The 19,614-nt window shown below is 45.1% G+C and carries 16 protein-coding genes; 4 read left to right on the top strand and 12 right to left on the bottom strand.

Annotated elements, in window-relative coordinates; genetic code table 11:
• The first annotated feature begins 3 nt into the window (after positions 1-3).
• Both AB4249_RS05670 and AB4249_RS05665 read left to right on the top strand, forming a co-directional pair.
• On the top strand, positions 4-1,473 hold the full coding sequence (locus AB4249_RS05670; protein ID WP_372102492.1) for a DNA polymerase Y family protein: 1,470 nt from the start codon (positions 4-6) through the stop codon (positions 1,471-1,473).
• Between the two features lie 108 nt (positions 1,474-1,581).
• On the top strand, positions 1,582-4,674 hold the full coding sequence (locus tag AB4249_RS05665; protein ID WP_372102490.1) for an error-prone DNA polymerase: 3,093 nt from the start codon (positions 1,582-1,584) through the stop codon (positions 4,672-4,674).
• Positions 4,675-5,007: 333 nt separating this feature from the next.
• On the opposite strand, the gene AB4249_RS05660 is transcribed toward AB4249_RS05665, so the two are convergent.
• Positions 5,008-5,949: a chemotaxis protein CheV gene (locus AB4249_RS05660; RefSeq protein WP_017062139.1), complete on the bottom strand. Its 942-nt coding sequence runs from the start codon at positions 5,947-5,949 to the stop codon at positions 5,008-5,010.
• Positions 5,950-6,117: 168 nt separating this feature from the next.
• Entirely contained in the window at positions 6,118-7,335 is a 1,218-nt protein-coding gene (locus AB4249_RS05655; protein ID WP_017062140.1) for an ROK family protein, read from the bottom strand.
• Positions 7,336-7,654: 319 nt separating this feature from the next.
• Here AB4249_RS05655 and pyk point away from each other — a divergent pair, with 319 nt between their 5' ends.
• Positions 7,655-9,103 carry a pyruvate kinase gene (gene pyk, locus AB4249_RS05650; RefSeq protein ID WP_102321122.1) on the top strand — a complete coding sequence of 483 codons (1,449 nt, stop codon included), beginning with the start codon at positions 7,655-7,657 and terminating at the stop codon, positions 9,101-9,103.
• Positions 9,104-9,262: 159 nt separating this feature from the next.
• Here pyk and AB4249_RS05645 read toward each other — a convergent pair whose 3' ends face one another.
• On the bottom strand, positions 9,263-10,477 hold the full coding sequence (locus AB4249_RS05645) for a patatin family protein (RefSeq protein ID WP_017063485.1): 1,215 nt from the start codon (positions 10,475-10,477) through the stop codon (positions 9,263-9,265).
• A gap of 41 nt (positions 10,478-10,518) precedes the next feature.
• On the bottom strand, positions 10,519-10,608 hold the full coding sequence (locus tag AB4249_RS05640) for a YnhF family membrane protein (RefSeq protein ID WP_100214626.1): 90 nt from the start codon (positions 10,606-10,608) through the stop codon (positions 10,519-10,521).
• A 145-nt stretch (positions 10,609-10,753) separates the two neighbouring features.
• Between AB4249_RS05640 and AB4249_RS05635 the strand changes: the two genes are divergently transcribed.
• The gene (locus AB4249_RS05635) at positions 10,754-11,347 is read left to right on the top strand and encodes an outer membrane beta-barrel protein (protein WP_017067207.1); all 594 of its coding nucleotides are present in this window, start codon (positions 10,754-10,756) and stop codon (positions 11,345-11,347) included.
• A 92-nt stretch (positions 11,348-11,439) separates the two neighbouring features.
• On the opposite strand, the gene AB4249_RS05630 is transcribed toward AB4249_RS05635, so the two are convergent.
• From AB4249_RS05630 to fabF, 8 genes are all read right to left on the bottom strand, one after another.
• Positions 11,440-11,844 carry a hypothetical protein gene (locus AB4249_RS05630; protein WP_372102488.1) on the bottom strand — a complete coding sequence of 135 codons (405 nt, stop codon included), beginning with the start codon at positions 11,842-11,844 and terminating at the stop codon, positions 11,440-11,442.
• 229 nt (positions 11,845-12,073) lie between these two features.
• Positions 12,074-13,504, bottom strand: coding sequence for a PTS glucose transporter subunit IIBC (gene ptsG, locus AB4249_RS05625; protein WP_102332502.1), 1,431 nt, complete (start codon positions 13,502-13,504; stop codon positions 12,074-12,076).
• A 445-nt stretch (positions 13,505-13,949) separates the two neighbouring features.
• On the bottom strand, positions 13,950-14,717 hold the full coding sequence (locus tag AB4249_RS05620) for a TatD family hydrolase (RefSeq protein WP_372102486.1): 768 nt from the start codon (positions 14,715-14,717) through the stop codon (positions 13,950-13,952).
• A complete protein-coding gene (locus tag AB4249_RS05615) occupies positions 14,708-15,673 on the bottom strand; it encodes a DNA polymerase III subunit delta' (RefSeq protein WP_372102484.1) in 966 nt (321 codons plus the stop codon). The genes AB4249_RS05620 and AB4249_RS05615 overlap by 10 nt, the downstream gene beginning before the upstream one ends.
• 6 nt (positions 15,674-15,679) lie before the next feature.
• Positions 15,680-16,312 (bottom strand): dTMP kinase, encoded by a 633-nt coding sequence (gene tmk / locus AB4249_RS05610; RefSeq protein WP_017062148.1) that lies wholly within the window; start codon positions 16,310-16,312, stop codon positions 15,680-15,682.
• A gap of 10 nt (positions 16,313-16,322) precedes the next feature.
• Entirely contained in the window at positions 16,323-17,339 is a 1,017-nt protein-coding gene (mltG, locus tag AB4249_RS05605; RefSeq protein WP_017062149.1) for an endolytic transglycosylase MltG, read from the bottom strand.
• Entirely contained in the window at positions 17,336-18,214 is an 879-nt protein-coding gene (pabC, locus tag AB4249_RS05600; protein ID WP_065583975.1) for an aminodeoxychorismate lyase, read from the bottom strand. Before pabC ends, mltG begins: the two co-directional genes overlap by 4 nt.
• Before the next feature lie 104 nt (positions 18,215-18,318).
• Positions 18,319-19,563: a beta-ketoacyl-ACP synthase II gene (fabF, locus tag AB4249_RS05595; RefSeq protein WP_010437291.1), complete on the bottom strand. Its 1,245-nt coding sequence runs from the start codon at positions 19,561-19,563 to the stop codon at positions 18,319-18,321.
• Positions 19,564-19,614 lie beyond the last annotated feature (51 nt).

Raw genomic sequence — 19,614 nt, 5'->3', positions numbered from 1 at the left:
CGTATGTTGTGGCTTTATCTGCACTTTCCATCTCTGCAGTTGGATACCTTGTTTAACTCTAATGAATTGGGTTCGAGCGAAGACTCACGCGAACAACCTATTATCATCGTGGATGAAAAAGATCACCATGTACTGCAAGCAAACCCAGCTGCGCTGCAATCGGGAATTTCGCTTGGTATGGGCTTAGGGTCTGCAGCAGCTTTGTGCCACAACTTACACGTCCACCCTTACAGTATTGAACTGGAGAAAAGTAAGCTTAAAGAGATCGCTCAATGGGCGTATCTGGTCACTTCCGACATGGCGTTATTGCCACCTAATGGTTTGTTGATTAAAGCCTCTAACATGCTGTCACTTTACGACGGGCTAGATAACTACTGGCATGAGCTCAAAAGCCACTTAGAAACGCTCAATATCCAGTTCAGCTTCGCTACGGGTTATTCGCCGCTTTCTGCGATCCTTTTGGGTAAGCAAGCGATCAACCAAGCAACAAACAATATTGAGCAGATGAAAACTTGGGTCAATCAACAAGCATTAATTTCCAGTGAGCTACCGACCAAGCAAGTGGAACGCCTGAACCGTGTCGGTATCAATACCGTTGAAGACTTATTAAAGCTGCCTTTGCAAGAGGTCGCACGCCGCTTTGATATCGACTTGGTGAATTATGTCGGTCGCCTTAACGGCCAGTTCAAGCACCCGATTGATTTCTATCATCCACCAGAGAATTTCCAGCAATATTTGGAGCTATTGTTTGATATTGAAAACATCCTATTTATCGAAAAGCCGTTGCTGAAATTACTGAATCAACTCGAATGTTTTTTGAAGCTACGCGATCGAGTGGCTTTCGAGTTAACTCTGACTTTACACCTAAGAGATAAAGACGATCACCCTGTCTCTTTTTATTCGGCACAAGGTGATTACCTTGCTGAAAAATGGGCGAACCTTACTCATCTCACCTTAGAGTCACTCAAGCTCACCGCACCGGTTCAAGGACTGACCCTCAGCTTGGTTCGTCATGGAGAACCCCAAATGGCCTACCGTGATCTTTTTGATGGCAATACAGGAACACTTGCTGCGTTAGATTTGCTCTCACTACTTCAAGCCAAGTTAGGACAAGCTTGTATTCAGACTCCCAAAATACAGCATGACCCAAGACCAGAAAAAGCCAATCAGTACTCGCTTCCAACACTGAGTAAGTCTGTGGCAAAGAAGCAAACACCCCCAGAGTTCGAGCAACAAACCACTGCTTTCAACATCAACCAACAGCGACTCCGGCCCAGTATTTTACTGCCAGAGCCCGAAGCCTTAACCGAAAGCGTCACCCTGTCTCAAGGTCCTGAGCGCATTGTTTCTGGCTGGTGGGATGGCGAGAAAATCATTCGAGACTACTTTATTGCTCACAGCGAAAACGGTCGGTGGCTATGGATCTTTAGAACGCCAGATAAACAGTGGTTTTTGCACGGCTTATTTAGCTAGTCAGTAAGACAGTAAGACAATTTAGTCGCTCACTCAGTACGACTTACTGGCAATTTAAATGTCCCTTTTCAATCATGTTCACTCGCAATGGTTAAGTAAGATTACGTTATGTCTCAGCAATACTCAGAGCTATTTTGCCAAAGTAATTACTCCTTTCTTGAGGGAGCCTCACACGCAGAAGAGCTTGTTTTACAGGCCGACTTCTTACGTTACAAAGCACTCGCTGTTACTGATGAGTGCTCAGTGGCGGGCATCGTTAAGGTTCACTCAGCAATCAAGCAACATAAACTGTCGCTCAAGCAAATTGTCGGGAGCATGTTTTGGTTAAATGAAGAGTGCCAAGTAGTGTTGTTATGTCCGAATAGAACAGCCTATGCAGAACTGTGCCGTATCATTACCAACGCGAGACGTCGTAGCAGCAAGGGACATTATCAACTCTCTGAGTGGGATATCATGTCGGCTAAGCATTGTTTTATTCTTTGGCTCCCTCAACAGAAAAATGAAGACGCACACTGGGGGCAATGGCTCTCCCAGCATCATTCAGGTCGGTTGTGGATCGGCTTACAACGACACCTAAAACAAACCGACCAGCAGTACATCGATTACTGTGTCGAGCTGTCACAACATCATCACCTGCCGATAACGGCTTGCGGAGGTGTATTGATGCACAATGCTAACCGCTTACCCTTGCAGCACTCACTCACTGCGATCAAGTACCAAAAACCCATTACTGAAGTGGGCAGTCACTTACTGGCCAATGCCGAGCGCTGTTTACGAAGCATCAATAAGCTCTCACGTATTTTCAAAGCGGAATGGCTAGAAGAGAGCAACCGAATCTCAGAACTGTGCGAATTTGAGTTAAACAGTTTGCGCTACGAATATCCCAGTGAACTGATTCCTCAAGGTGAGACACCCATGAGTTATCTGCGCATGTTGGTCGAGAGAGGGAAGCAAGCTCGCTTCCCACAAGGTGTGCCTAGCAATATTCAACAAATCATAGATAAAGAACTCAGATTGATTGGTGGGCTCAACTACCCTTTCTTCTTTCTCACCATTCATGACATCGTCATGTTTGCCAAAAGCCAAGGCATTCTTTACCAAGGTCGAGGTTCTGCGGCCAATTCCGTGGTCTGTTACTGCCTAGAAATCACCTCTGTCGATCCAAGACAGATCTCAGTGCTGTTTGAACGTTTCATCAGTAAAGAGCGCGATGAGCCGCCTGATATTGATGTCGATTTTGAGCATGAGCGCCGTGAAGAAGTCATCCAATACATCTACCAAAAATACGGTAGAGAACGGGCCGCGCTTGCTGCAACGGTCATTTCTTATCGCTTTAAAAGTGCGGTAAGAGATGTCGGTAAAGCATTAGGGCTACAAGAAACCCAGCTCGACTACTTCATCAAGAACACCAACCGTAGGGACAAAAGCCTAGGTTGGCAGGCTCAGTTAACTCAATTGGGGCTGCAACCTGATTCTTTGAAAGGGCAACAATTTATCCACTTGGTGAATGAGATCATCGGCTTTCCACGCCACTTATCTCAACACGTCGGTGGCTTTGTCATATCTTCAGGGCCTTTGTATGAATTGGTTCCCGTCGAGAATGCCGCGATGCACGAACGAACCATAATTCAATGGGATAAGGATGATCTAGAAACCTTGGGACTGCTTAAAGTCGATGTGCTTGCACTGGGTATGCTCTCTGCGATTCGTAAATGTTTTGACCAAATCAAACGCATTCATGGTCGCTCGCTAACGATCGCAGAGATCACCCGCCTCAAAGACGATCCTCAGGTTTACGGCATGATTCAACGGGCAGACACGGTCGGTATCTTCCAAATTGAGTCACGAGCGCAAATGAGCATGCTACCAAGGCTTAAACCGAGGACATATTACGACTTGGTGATTCAAATCGCTATCGTACGCCCAGGGCCTATTCAAGGTGATATGGTGCATCCGTTTCTAAAACGTCGAGATGGTATTGAGCCAATTAGTTATCCATCTAAAGATGTGGAATCGGTACTGTCACGCACCTTGGGTGTACCTATCTTTCAAGAGCAAGTGATTAAGCTCGCGATGGTCGCGGCAGGGTTTACGGGGGGAGAAGCAGATCAGCTCAGACGCGCGATGGCCGCTTGGAAAAAAAATGGCAACGTCTTTAAGTTTAAAAACAAGCTCATCGAGGGGATGCAAAAGCGTGGCTATGAGACAGAGTTTGCCGAACAGATCTTTAAACAGATATGCGGCTTTGGTGAGTACGGCTTTCCTGAAAGCCACTCGGCTTCGTTTGCAGTATTAGCGTATTGCTCAGCTTGGTTGAAATATTACTACCCAGAATGTTTCTACGCTTCTTTGCTGAATAGCCAGCCTATGGGTTTTTATAGCCCCTCACAGTTGGTACAAGACGCACAGCGACACAATGTGGTGGTTCTTCCGGTATGTGTGAACGCTTCTCAAAACGACCACACGGTTGCCCCTCATCAGAATGGTCTAGCGATTCGCTTAGGGCTGCGACAAATCAAAGGATTCAGCGAGCATGGAATTCAAAGCGTGCTCGCCAATCGTCCACCATCCGGTTATCGCCACCCTAGTCAGGTGAAACAGTTATCGATGAATAAGAAAGATATCGAGCTACTGGCATCGGCCAATGCGCTACATAACGTTTCTGGAGACCGCTTCCAGACTCGCTGGGCGATCATGGACTCGGCGTCGGATTTACCTCTGTTTAGCCAAGCCTATGACGATGCTGAGGCAGGACATGACGAACATGTACTGCACAAGCCCAATGAGATGCAAGATCTACTCGAAGACTTCACCAGTGTCGGAATTTCATTGAACAAGCACCCCATCACTTTGCTCGAAGAAGCAGGACGATTAGGTCGATTCACACACATGAAAGATTTAATACAGCAAAGACACAAATCTATGGTCACCGTTGTCGGATTAGTCACAGGTAAACAATCTCCCGGCACCGCGGCAGGTGTCACCTTTGTTACGCTGGAAGATAGCACTGGCAATATTAATGTCGTGGTATGGGGAGCAACCGCACGCGCTCAACAGCAAGCTTATCTCACAGCCAAGGCGTTAAAAGTACAAGGGATATTAGAAAAAGAAGGTGAAGTCGTGCATGTTATCGCGGGAAAACTTATCGATATTACCGATGAAATTGTTGGCTTGAAAACCAAATCTCGGGATTTTCATTAGCGAAGTACCAACTGTTCTCAATCGATCATTGGCTAAAGAAAAGAGAGAAAGAAAAACGAAAAAGGGAAGCATCCGCTTCCCTTCAATTCCAGTTGTTGAGTTATGACTCAACTTCAGCTTCCGTACGTCTTTTCTTAAATTCTCTATACAGTAATAAGCTCAAAGTCATGACGACTTTAGACGTTAACCATATCATTAAGAGGAACTACCTTAGATTGTGTGTGAAAAATTACGCTAGTAGTTGAGCATATTTCGTTAAGAAAAATATGCTGCGTGAATATTAGCAAGCGTTTTCTATAAGGTCACTCAAAACAAACCGTACAGCAGCATTAATTATAAAATCTGACGCATTCGCTCTTGAGTCACTTCAACCAAGAGGTCTGGCTGGAACTTAGAAATAAAGCGGTTACACCCTACTTTCTCAACCATAGCTTCATTAAAACTTCCGCTTAATGAAGTGTTTAGCGTGATGAATAGGTCATGCATTCTTGGGTCAGTACGTACTTCATGTGTCAGTTTATAGCCGTCCATTTCAGGCATTTCAGCATCGGTGATCATCAACAATATTTCTTGATTGATGTCTTTGCCTTCATCACACCAGCCCTTAAGTAAGGTCAGTGCTTCTAAGCCATCACAACACTCAATAATGTTCAAACCCAGCTGCGACAAGGTGCCTTTAATTTGGTTACGCGCTGTTGAAGAGTCATCAACGATAAGCACATTGCGTCCTATCATCTCCTGAGCTAATTGTTCATCTAAAACGCCTTCAGAGATCGAGACATCGTAATCAATGATCTCAGCCAACACTTTCTCAACATCGATGATCTCGACGATCTTGTGCTGCTCTTCTTCTTGAATATGCGTAATAGCGGTTAGGTAGTTTGCACGGCCTGTTGTCTTTGGCGGCGGCTGGATTTCTGTCCATGTCGTGTTCACGATATTACGAACTTGCCCAACCAAGAAACCTTGTACGGTTCGGTTGTATTCCGTAATAATCAGGTTGCTCTCTTGAGACTCCGCACGAGATGGCGGAAAGCCAATGGCACTGCGTAAATCGATAACAGGCACCGATTCACCACGTAAAGACGCAACACCCGTAATATGATGATGAGAGCCCGGTAAGCGAGTGAGTACTGGCACTTTGAGGACTTCTTTCACTTTAAATACGTTAATCGCAAATAGTTGACGACTATTTAAGCTGAATAACAAGAGTTCCAGACGGTTTTCACCGACCAGTTTGGTTCTCTGATCAACCGAATTTAAAACGCCAGACATACAACACCTTAGTGACAAATAATAACTGTGGCTACAATAGCCTACTTCAATAGGTTAAAGCAAAGCGCCAATGCACAGAATGCTTAAACTAAGTACAACAAATGATGTTATACAAAGCTTAAGTACATGGAAAGGTTCAAGGTAAGGCTACAAGACGAGAAAAAGGGGTTAACCTTCAATAACTTTCATTAACAGTTGGCCATCGTATAAGGCCTGCTTGATGAGCGCAGCACCTGGCATGGTTGCCTGCTTATAAAAACGAGATTCCACCAGCTCTAAGTCTTTATGGTAAACCGATAGACTCTGCTCTTCGATACACTTTTGAATCGCCGGGTATAACACGCTCTTCGCCTGATTGATAACACCACCCACCAAGATTTTCTCTGGGTTGAACAGGTTAATCACAATCGCAATCGCAGAACCTAGATAACGGCCTAACTGTTCAATCACTTCGACAGCCAGCGGATCCCCATTAGCAGCGGCAGCACAGATCTGTTCAATAGTGACGTCTTCAAACACCGTTAGCGTTGATTCTTCACCATTTACCAATCGCTCTTTGACTTGCTCACGGATTGCCTGAGAACTCGCCACCGTTTCTAAACAGCCTCGATTACCACAGTGGCAAAGCTTGCCTTCCTTGTCGATCTGGATATGCCCCAACTCACCGATGTTACCGTGACGTCCTTGCAGAACGCGACCATCAAGAATGATCCCGGCACCTAAACCGTGGTGAATCGAGATAAGAACAGAGTTGTCGTTGTCTTGTGAGTTACCAAACAGCTTTTCTGCTAATGCCCACGCTCGGGTATCATTGGCAATAAAAACTGGCAAACCGGTTTCTTTGTAGATCTCCGGCCCCAACGCTAAGTTTTCAACGTTATAGTGCGGCATCTGCAACACAATACCTTGCTCTGAATTCACCAGACCTGGCAGTGTGATAGCGATACTCGTCACCCTGTCGAGTTGCTCGGCATAGGTTTGGAAGAACTCATCGATTTCATGGAGAAGACGCGCAAGCACATCGTCTTGATCACGTTCATGGATATCAATCTTGGTATCGATAAGCACGTCGCCGCCCAATTCATGGAGCGCGATCGTCAAGTATCCGCGACCAAGGCGCATCGACAAAAATTGCCAACCTTCGTTATTGGTTTGCAGACCGACAGCAGGACGCCCACGAGTCGTGGCTTCTTGAACCGTCGTTTCGTGAATAAGGTGAGCTTCAATGAGTTCACGGGTAATTTTAGTAATACTCGCCGGAGCCAACTCACTTTGCTTGGACAGATCGATACGAGAAATAGGACCTTTAAGGTCAATTAGTTTATATACACGACCAGCATTGACCTGTTTGATATGATCAATATGGCCCGGTTGAGCCATGTACATTTTACGCTCCAGAAATCATCAACGAGGTAATTTTTTTACTTTGCGAAGTAATTGTGAAGTCACTTGGTATATCGCCGTGACCAGTATCACGTATATACATGAATCTTTGTGTATCGAGTCAAATAGTTCGAGGAAAATTAACACCCACATCGATAATTTGCGACTTAATTTTCAGAATAAAACATCGCATTTGAGCCCTGAATTCAATAATTAAAGGCAAATCAAGAAATATCCTCCTAGCTCCCAATAAATTATCAATTAATGCATATACTTAATTCAGTCTTTTAAAAGATTACTTGGCCTCACTCTAGGAGTATTCATGACAGCCGAATTAAGAAAAACGAAAATCGTCACAACGCTAGGCCCTTCTACTGATAAAGGTAACGTGCTTGAAGAGATCATCAAAGCCGGTGCCAATATTGTTCGTATGAACTTCTCTCACGGCACCAGCGACGACCATATACAACGCGCAGAAAAAGTCAGAGCAATAGCAAAAAGACACGGTACTCAAATCGCCATTCTCGGAGACTTACAAGGTCCCAAGATTCGTGTGTCGACATTCAAAGATGGCAAAATCCAACTTGCCGTAGGCGACCTGTTCACTCTCGATAGCAGCCTAGGTTTAGGTGAAGGCAATCAAGAAGCCGTTGGCCTTGATTACAAAGAACTGCCTAACGACGTATCCGCCGGCGATATACTGTTGCTTGACGATGGTCGTGTTCAACTCAAAGTAACCAAAGTGGAAGGCTGTCGCGTTCATACCGAAGTCATCATTGGCGGCCCACTCTCAAATAACAAAGGCATCAACAAAAAAGGGGGTGGCCTTTCCGCAGAAGCGCTAACAGAAAAAGACAAGCGCGACATCGTCACCGCCGCACAAATCAAAGTGGATTACCTAGCGGTGTCTTTCCCTCGTAATGGTGAAGACATGCACTATGCTCGTCAGCTTGCACGAGAAGCCGGCTTAGAAGCTCACCTCGTCGCAAAAGTGGAGCGAGCAGAGACAGTAGCTACAGTTGAGAACATGGATGACATCATAATGGCCTCAGATGTGGTCATGGTGGCTCGTGGTGACCTCGGAGTGGAAATTGGCGACCCTGAGTTAGTCGGAGTACAAAAACAGCTTATACGCCGTGCCAGAGCGCTTAACCGAACTGTCATCACCGCAACTCAGATGATGGAATCAATGATTTCTGCGCCAATGCCAACCCGTGCCGAAGTTATGGATGTTGCCAACGCCGTACTCGATGGCACCGATGCTGTGATGCTGTCTGGTGAAACTGCAGCTGGTGACTACCCAGTCGAGACCGTAAAATCGATGGCTGAAGTCTGTATTGGTGCGGAAAAAATGGCAGGCATTAATAACCAATCCAATTACCGTATTGACCGCACCTTTGTTACTGCCGAAGAAACCGTTTCGATGGCGACCATCTACTCTGCAAACCATATGGAAGGCATTAAAGGCGTTGTCACTCTAACCGAGTCGGGCCGCACTGCACTGATGATGTCTCGCCTAAGTGCTGACATGCCTATTTACGCGCTGTCTCGTAACGAAGGAACGCTTAATCGCTGTACCTTGTACCGAGGTGTAACACCTATCTACTTCGAGACAGAAGCCAAAGACAGCTTTGATATTGCACTATCAACGTTAGATTGCCTGAAAGAAGAAGGATACCTTAAGTTTGGCGACCTAGTGATCGTCACTCAAGGCGACATTATGGATGTAGCAGGGTCAACCAACTGTATGAGAATCTTGCCTGTCACCTAATATTTGACCTTAAGGCGAAACGATTCGCCTAATCTCAAAAACTTAAAAGGGTTATCGAACCAAGTTCAATAACCCTTTTTCATTTCAGAACACGACTCACTAAAATCTGCTTAAACAGCATAACGAGCTCACAGCATGCTAGCTCATCAACTTCGGGAATTAGTTACCCGCAGCAATGGTGGCTAACTGTGGCATATGCGAGTTGCGAGCGTTTTCCGTTGAGGTATAGGTCTCCACAAATCGGTAACCGGCTTCTAAACCCAATTCGTAATCATGCAGTAAATCATCTTTATGACTCATTAATGAGCTCGATTTAAGCGTTTGACTAGGTGCTATCTGAACCACAAACGCGTCGTCTGGTGGCGAATTCAAAAAATCCTGAGTCAATGAGTAGGTCTGATAATGCACCATCAGCATGTCAGCCAACCCTGAATCAAACTTATCTCCGATTAAATGACTTAAGCGATAAATATCATCTGCACCAAATAGCCAGCGACCACCGTTCAGCAGGTCTAAATGCCCACGGTCACGCTTCTGCTCTTTTGAGCGCATAATTTGTTGTTGGAAGAAAGAGGTCCAGTCGGTTTTCCACTGTTCCACTTTCTGTTGCCAATGGCCTTGAACACTGTCGAAAGATTCGCGGAACCACTCCAGTTCTTCTGCAGATATAGGTTTAGGCGCTTTGACTGAAGATCCCTTAACTGGTGCTTCAACCAAATGGGTATTACCTTCCTCCACCACTGGCTCAGTACGAATCACCACAATAGAACGAGCTTGTCTTCGCCACGCTTCCTGAACTGGGATACACGCCGATACACCACCGTCCACATAAGCACTGTCACCAATAAAGACTTCGTCATTGTACAAGCGAGGAATAGCACAGGTCGCAATCATCACCTTGTACCAATCTTCGCCCAATAATGGGAAGTAGTGGTCTCGTAAGTCTTTGGAATCCGTTACAGCCGCATAGAAGTGGCGATCGCCTAGCGTTTGTCGCCCTAAATCCAGATCGAGCTTATATGGGTAAGCCATGATTTGTTCTAGCGCCCATTCTAATCCTAGGTTCTTTCTGTGTCGTATATAGGAAAAGAGATTGAAGAACTCTGGTGAGGTTGTGAGGTCGAGAACAAAAGAACGTCCAAGGCCTTTATCACGGCACAGATAAGCACATAAGTTGAGAGCACCTGCTGAGGTACCAAAAAATTCGTCGAAGGGGTCAAAATTTGAGAGAAGAAAGGCATCCAGCACTCCAGAAGTAAAAATACTTCTCTGTCCGCCACCTTGAGCGACCAGTGCTGTTTTTCCAGCAATAAACTTAGCGTAATAATCCAAGTCTATTGCTGTATCAATATTGGTTATAATCCCACTATTCATTATTCCCTGAGTATCAAAACTCAGCCTCGCAATAGATGGTATTAACTACCAATCGCAATAAAGCCAAATGAAAGAATGATCATGTAGATAAACACGGTAATTTGTAGGGCATTTTTCAGATTATGGTCCATAGACACCTCTGGCTTATTATTAATTTGTCGAGTCTCTATTTAAGTACTATCAGGTGTGTGAAGTATCTTCAAGAATCGTCGAAATTAGTCGCACAATATTGATGTAACCATCACAATTAGTAAGTGTATGGATAAGGATATACTCATGAATAACAAAGCAAATATGATGGCACTGATTACGCTTCTCTCCGTTTCAAGCGCGTATGCTTCGCCGGAGATCATCATTACACCTATGGTAGGTTATACCGGCGGTGGCAGTGTCGAAGACCAGGACGGTAAAACCTATGACATGAAAGGCTCTGAAAATTACACCTTTGCCATTGAAACGCCACTTGAAAAAGGACGCATCGGCTTCTTCTACTCCAATCAGAGCTCGGAATTAGAAACGCTTAACCTAAGCTCCTCCATCCAATACCTGCACCTTCAAAGCAGCATCTACTACCCTGCTTCGCCTGTGTTGTCGGGTTATCTAGGGCTAGGCCTGGGTGCTTCTTACGTCGATGTAGACTGGGCAAAAGATAAGTATGGATTCTCAACTTCTATCTTTGGTGGCTTAGAGTACAAATTTAGTGACCGACTAGCGTTGAACACACAAGTACGTTGGTTAGGCACGGTTGTCGACAACGATACCTCCGGTGTTTGTAATATCCCAAATAACGGGCAAGAGTGCATCATTCGCTTTGATACCGACTGGATGAACCAATTCCAAGCCAATGTCGGACTGAGTTTTACTTTCTAAGCGGCTCAATGAAGCAAAAATATAAGATCGGCCCAAACTAAAAAACCAGCTAAATGCTGGTTTTTTCATTATTAAAACGGTTTTAGTTCAGGTTAGAACTTATAGGTAACACCTAAAGCGCCGCCCACTTGCAACTCAACACCTTTATACATATCGAGTTCAGGGTGAACTTGAGCGTAAGCATTCCAACCTTCGTAGAAATTCACTTTCACGCCTAACGGCAAGCGTAAGCCAAAGTCGTCATTCCATTCAGCCCAAGCACCAGCACCGACGTACCAGCTCAACGGAGCTTCAGTCTCGAACTGACCACGCTTCAAAATGTAATCAAAGGCAGCGCCGTCATTGCCAATCGTAGCACGGTATTTCTGATCAAATTCCACAACGACACTCAGGTCTTGGTCAATGGCGAGTCCAACTTCCAAAGCTGGAGCTTCAGAAGCTTGAGCAAACGAGGCTCCGCTGCAGCACATAAGGCCGAACAAGTAACGATGTTTCATAATATTCTCAGACTGTACTTAAAAAACGGAAGTCTACTGGAATCTCAGCAAAAGGTGTCATCGCTGGGTAAAAGATAAAAGACACGAAAAATTTGGGAACGACCATCAAATGATCGAGTTGAATGATAAGTACCTGAGTTAATGGAGATTAAGCACAATAGATCTTTCATAGAGCAGAAAACAAAAAAGGAGGCCTTTCGGCCTCCTTTCAATTTATTGAATCAGAGAATTAACCGTTGTTACGGATCCACTCATCCATGTCTGTCTTAAGGTTGTCAGACTTAGTACCGAAGATAGCTTGTACGCCACCCGCTACTACTACAACACCTGCAGCGCCTAGTTTCTTCAGCTTGTCTTGGTCAACAAGAGCTGTATCAGCTACTGCAACACGTAGACGAGTAATACAAGCGTCAAGACCAGTGATGTTCGCTTTGCCACCGAATGCAGCAACTAGCTCACCAGCAAGTTCAGAACCAGTCGCAACTGACTCTTCTTCAGTCTCGTCTTCACGGCCTGGAGTTTTAAGGTCTAGAGCTTTAATCACAGTGCGGAATACGATGTAGTAAATTGCAGCGTAAGCAATACCACATACAACCATTAGGCCCATCTTAGACGCGTGGCCAGATAGAACTAGGAAGTCGATTAGACCGTGTGAGAAAGATGTACCGTGTACAAAACCTAGAGTGTTCGCAAGAACGTATGCAGAACCAGCTAGTAGAGCGTGGATTGCGTACAGTACTGGAGCAACGAATAGGAAAGAGAATTCGATTGGTTCAGTGATACCCGTTAGGAATGAAGTCAACGCAGCAGAAGCCATGATGCCCATTACTTTAGCGCGGTTTTCAGGCTTAGCTGAGTGTGCAATCGCGATTGCAGCAGCAGGTAGACCGAACATCTTGAACATGTAACCACCAGCTAGCTGACCGAAGCCATTGCCCGCTGCACGAGATGCGTCATCAGCAACTAAGTAACAAGTAAGAACACCGTTTTGAGTTTCGCCAGCAGCGTTTACACAAGTACCAGCTTCAAAGAAGAAAGGTACGTTCCAAACGTGGTGAAGACCAAATGGAATTAGAGAACGCTCAACGATACCGTAGATACCAAACGCCACTTGTGGGTTTTGGTGAGCAGCCCAATCAGAGAACGCAGAGATAGCGCCGCCAACTGGTGGCCATACTACAGATAGTAGGATTGCTAGACCAATCGCAGAGAAACCTGTGATGATTGGCACAGCACGCTTACCAGCGAAGAAGCCAAGGTACTCTGGTAGTTGAATACGGAAGAAACGGTTGAATGCCCAAGCAGCAACACCACCGACTAGGATACCACCTAGTACACCAGTATCGATTTTATCAACGCCCATTACACCAGCCATTACGCCAAGTGTAGCAGTCATGATGCCGTAACCAACGATAGCAGCTAGACCCGCTACACCATCGTTGTTAGTAAAGCCAAGTGCAACACCTACTGCGAACAGTAGTGCCATTTGACCGAATACTGAACCACCAGCTTGTTCCATTAAGTTTGAAACGATTTCTGGAATGAAAGGAAGATCTGCTGCACCGACACCTAGCAAAATACCCGCAACTGGTAAAACTGATACTGGAAGCATCAGAGACTTACCAACTTTCTGCAGGCTAGCAAAAAGGTTCTTAAACATGTTTATGCTCCTGATAAAGATAAAATAATTATATTGGGTTCTAACGGCACACCCCCGTAGCCTATATGTTAGCACCCTGCGAAAATGTAACCATGTATTGCATTATATTTTCTGCCGCTAAATATATATTGATGGGGAACTAACTTTCTAGTCACTTACGAAATTTAGTTTCAAAACACGTCTTGGATCACATGTCAAATCTAGAAATGCAATGCTTTACAAGTGTTTAATGCATTGAAATATATAAGTATTTTTCAAGAGCCCTATTATTTTACTGGGTAAATAAAATAGGAGCGAATGTTATTTTTAGTAACAAAATTACAAATGTTATAATTAGCGCTCTCAAGTTCAACATAATTCGTAAACATTAAAAAAAAACGTATTTTTGGTGATCAAAAACACAAAAAGGGAGCTTTTGCTCCCTTTTATTTGTTTACTTAGATTTTTATCGCAAAAAAAGTTTTTGGTAATTTTTGGTCGTTTGTTCGGCAACCTCTTTCATCGACACACCTTTTAATTGCGCAATGTAGGCCGCCACTTCGACGACATATGCAGGCTGATTCTGCTTTCCACGATATGGTATGGGCGCCAAGTATGGAGAATCCGTCTCGATCAGCAACCTGTTTAGCGGTAGGTTTTTAACAACTTCTTTAAGTTCTGTAGCCTGCTTAAAGGTCACAATGCCTGAAATTGAGATATAGAAACCTAGTTCCATTGCTGCTTCTGCGAATGCTTGATCTTCGGTAAAGCAGTGAATCACACCACCGCACTTCTCTGCTCCACCATCGCGTAAAATAGCTAACGTATCTTCACGCGCGTTACGCGTGTGGATGATCAAAGGTTTATTAAGCTCAACAGCCAACTCAACGTGCTGCTTGAACCTGATCTGTTGTAGTTCTGCCGTCTCTGGTTGGTAGTGATAATCTAAACCTGTCTCTCCAATCGCCACAACCTTAGGGTTGCTCGCGTATTCACGCATTGTCTCTAGGCTGAAATCACTTTCAACATCGAGAGGGTGAACGCCACAAGAGGCTTTAACGTTATCAAACGGCGAGATCATCTCGAGCATATTTTCAAACGAATCGAGTGTCACACCGACAGAAAGCAATTGGTCTACATTAGCAGCCTTCGCCTTGTTAACCACATCTTCTACGCTGGTGTGTAAATCTTGGTAATCCAGTTTGTCTAAATGACAGTGGGAATCTACGAACATGTTTCCTCGCAAGTGGCTATCAGCCAATTCATTATGAGTAGCTCCGTATTGAGCCCAGGGTGTTGCTTTAACTGCTCAATCAATGTCAGCAGTTTATTCGATGCTGCATAAGCACTTTGATAAGACATCGCCTCACACAGTGCTTTCGCACTCGGAGTGAAAGCCTGATTCGCCAAACCAAAATGCAGCTTCTGTACATCTGACAATAGATGCCAAAGCCAGCCAAGTTGAATCAAAGGGTCTTTGCTAAGCTCTGTAGAGAACTTTAGCATGTCAGGTTGAGTGCCTTTTATCACATTCACAAAGCCATCGAGCGCTTTTGTTGAAGCTTCAACGCCACCTTGCTCAAACATCGCTTTTGCTTTTAAAGGCGCGTTGTCATTGAGTGCTAAAATATACTGCGGTACCGCTTTGCCCACTTCACCATCTAACCACGCTGATGCTGTCTCTAACTGCGGACTAACCACATTGAATTGCTGACAACGGCTAATAATAGTCGGCATTAAGCGATTACTGTTACGAGTAGACAGAATGAAGATGCACTTGCTTGATGGCTCTTCCAGAGTTTTCAATAGTGCGTTGGAAGCCGATTCGTTCATTACTTCAGCAGGGTTAAGCAAAATAACGCGCAAACCACCTAACTGAGAAGACTCTTGAGCCCAGCGGTTACTGGCACGCACTTGATCAACCGTGATCGACTTACCTTCTTTCTCGGGTGAGATCACATGAAAATCAGGATGACTGCCCGACTTCATTAACTCACAGCTGTGGCAAAACCCGCACGACTCGCTTTCATAGTTCGTGCACATCAATGCGTCGGTAAGTTGGCTAATCAAAGCATCAACGCCGAGCCCTTCCGGTGCATTAACAATCACAGAGTTAGGAAAACGCTCCGCATCGAGACTTTTTTTCCACTCACTCCATACCGGTGTGAGCCAAGAATACACTTCAGCCATGACTACCTACTGTTTGTCGAGCCAAGCAGTTAGCGCGACTTTAATATCAGCGGCTACTTGCTCAATTTCTTGCTGCGCGTTAATCACAAGTACAGAATCATCTTGTTCTGCAATTTCTAGATAGCGCTCACGCGTGCGGTCGAAAAATGAGATGTCCATCTTTTCAATTCTATCAAGCTCACCACGGCCTCTAGCACGCTCTAGCCCTACTCTAGGGTCTAGGTCCAAATATAGCGTTAGATCGGGTTTAAAGCCGCCTAGCGTGGTTGCTTTCAGTGATTCCATAGTCGTGCGCGCGATCTGGCGACCACCACCTTGGTATGCCTGTGAAGACATATCATGACGATCACCCAATACCCATTGACCATTGGCGAGTGCCGGCTTGATGACGTTCTCGACTAATTGAACACGTGCTGCATACATCAACAGCAATTCAGTCATGTCTTGAAGCTTCTCGCCTTCGTGCTCTTCTTTAACCAATGAACGCATCTTTTCAGCTAAGACAGTACCACCCGGCTCGCGAGTATTAACAATATCTTCAACACCCGATGCTTTTAATGTCTCAACGATGGCATTGATTGCTGTGCTTTTGCCAGCGCCTTCAAGGCCTTCAACCACGATAAATTTCGACTGATTCATAATTATTTCTTTATCTGTTTTTTCTTAATTGCTTTAAGTAAGCTCGCACTGCACGGTTATGCTCAGTCAAACTCTTTGAAAATACATGACCACCTGTTCCACTCGCAACGAAATACAAGTAGTTGCTCTTCTCTGGATTCAACGCCGCGTTGATAGACGCTTTGCCTGCCATAGCGATAGGTGTCGGTGGCAAGCCACTCATTGTATAGGTGTTGTAAGGCGTTGGCGTGCGTAAGTCTTTCTTACGGATGTTGCCATCGTAGCTGTCACCCATGCCATAGATAACCGTTGGGTCAGTTTGCAAACGCATACGCTTGTTTAGACGGTTAACAAACACAGAAGAAACACGCTCACGTTCTGACGCAACAGCGGTCTCTTTCTCAATGATAGATGCAAGAATTAACGCTTCGTATGGCGATTTAAGAGGCAGCTTATCCGCTCGATTTTCCCACTCTTCATTCACCACGCTCATTAGGTCTCGATGCGCGCGCTTCAACAAATCTAAATCAGTGGTGCCGTAGGTGTAGTGGTACGTTTCTGCTAAGAAGAGACCTTCTAGCTTTTCGTTTTCAATACCCAACTTTTCAGCGATCTCTTTTTCAGAAACGCCATCCAATGTCTGTTGAATGAATTCGTTGTCTTTTAGCTGAACAAGCCATTCGTCAAAACGACTGCCTTCAACAAAGGTAATAGTAAACTGGTGTTCTTTCCCTTCTACAAGCACCTGTAGCGCTTGCTCTAAGGTTAAACCCGGTTCAAGCAGGAAAGTACCCGCTTTTACGTCTACAAGCTCAGGATGTAACTTACGGATTAATTTCTCGTAAGGAGAAGCCTCAAACAGCCCCTCGTTAATCAACTGGGCTAGAACGCGGTTAAAGCTGCTACCTGAAGCAACAGTCACGACTTGTGGTTTTTCTAATTGAATAACTTGTTTCAGGTTATCTTGCGCTTGGTTGTAAACATAAAAACCAGCAGCACCGGCTGCAATTAAGCACAAGATAATAAAAATAAATAACTTTTTGATCACGAGTTTAGTTGTCCTTGAAGGCTACGAGTAACGGTTCCAATGTTAAATTGGGTATCACTAATACGGGTAACTGGGGCAACCCCTAAAATGGAGTTTGTCATGAAAACCTCATCAGCTTGCATGAGTTGAGATAAGCAGTAGTCACTAATTGTAACGGAAAGTTCAGCCTGATTCAGCGCGGTTAACACTTGCTTACGCATAACCCCCGCGACACCACTTTGAGTGAGTTGAGGTGTGTATATCGACTGACCTTTGCGCCAGAACAGATTGGCCATGGTGGTTTCAATCACATTGCCCGATATATCAAGAACCACACCATCCACTTCATTAGCTTGATCCATTTCATCTTTCATCAAAATCTGCTCAAGGCGATTATTGTGCTTATGGCCAGCCAGTAGTGGGCTCAAACCTAGCGCTTGATGGCAGATACCGAGTTCAACACCGGAGTCTTGCCACGCTGAATAATGGCTTGGGTAATCAAAGGTACTGATGGTGATTGTCGGCTTGGCGATATTCTTGGTACTGTAGCCACGCCCACCCGCTCCACGACTAACGTGCAGCTTGATCCCTGCTTTTTGATTATGAGGCTTGTTGGCGTTATGGAGCTTCTTTGAACCATCAAGGCTCTTTGTGCCATGAAGAGCGTTATGTTGGATGTGTTGAAGCGCAGTATCGAGCCAAAGACTAACAACATCCCAATCAAGAGCAGAAATGCGTAGTGCTTTAAGGCACTCGTCGACACGGTGCTGATGATCGTGAAGATGTTGTATCTCACCATCACTCACGAGCATTGTCGTAAAACAGCCGTCTCCGTACTGAAACGAGCGATCCAAAATATCGATAGTTTGCTGGCTTTCTCCATCAACCCAAAACATGTTTTTCCCCATAAAAAGAAACGGCTCAATGCTAAAGCATCAAGCCGTTTAAAAACAAGTCTAATTGTGACTATCTACGAGTGTTTACGTCTTTAATAAGATGATTAAATCTTTTTGAAGATCAAACAGCCGTTTGTACCACCGAAACCGAATGAGTTACATGCAGCATATTCCATGTTGCTAACTTCACGCGCAGTGTGAGGTACTAAGTCAATATCTAAGCCTTCTTCAGGATCATCTAGGTTGATTGTTGGTGGAACAATTTGGTCAACCAGAGACATAGCCGTGATGATAGCTTCAGCAGAACCAGCAGCACCTAGAAGGTGGCCTGTCATTGATTTCGTAGAAGAAACCAATACTTGCTTGCTGCCTGCTTCGCCAAGAGCACGCTTGATGCCCTTAACTTCCGCTACGTCACCTGCAGGAGTCGAAGTACCGTGTGCGTTTACATAACCGATTTGTTCACCAGTAATGCCAGCATCACGCATAGCCGCTTCCATTGCTAGTGCGCCACCTGAGCCATCTTCACTTGGAGATGTCATGTGGTAAGCGTCACCCGACATACCGAAGCCAACTAGCTCACAGTAAATCTTAGCGCCACGAGCTTTCGCATGTTCGTACTCTTCAAGAACCATCATGCCTGCACCGTCGCCAAGAACGAAGCCATCACGGCCTTTGTCCCATGGACGAGAAGCTTTTTGAGGCTCATCGTTACGAGTAGAAAGTGCTTTAGCCGCACCAAAACCGCCCATACCTAGTGGAGTTGATGCTTTTTCAGCACCACCCGCTAGCATTGCGTCTGCATCGCCGTATGCAATCATACGAGCCGCGTGACCAATGTTATGTAGGCCAGTCGTACATGCAGTAGAAATCGCGATGTTTGGACCGCGTAGGCCACGCATGATAGACATGTGACCAGCAATCATATTCACGATCGTCGACGGTACGAAGAACGGGCTGATCTTACGAGGGCCTTTTTCAGTTAGAGCTTGGTGACCGGCTTCGATCAAACCAAGACCACCAATACCAGAACCGATAGCAACACCCACACGTGGAGCGTTTTCTTCAGTAATAGTTAGGGCTGAATCATCTAAAGCTTGAATACCTGCTGCGACGCCGTACTGGATGAACAAGTCCATCTTACGAGCATCTTTTTTAGTCATATACTCTTCGCAGTTAAAGTCTTTAACTAGACCTGCAAAACGAGTTGAGAAATTGGTTGCATCAAAATGATCGATATTAACGATACCACTTTGACCAGCTAGCAGGGCTTTCCAAGAAGATTCTACAGTGTTGCCTACCGGTGACAACATACCCATGCCAGTGACAACTACACGACGCTTGGACACGATTTTACACTCCGGGGATTGAGGTGATTTAAGATGAGGATAGATGAGTTA

The sequence above is a fragment of the Vibrio sp. 10N.261.55.F4 genome, from assembly GCF_041470465.1.
GTDB lineage: Bacteria > Pseudomonadota > Gammaproteobacteria > Enterobacterales > Vibrionaceae > Vibrio > Vibrio crassostreae_C.
The sequence above is the reverse complement of the archived record's forward strand: the minus strand, read 5'-3'. Positions and strand labels throughout refer to the sequence as shown.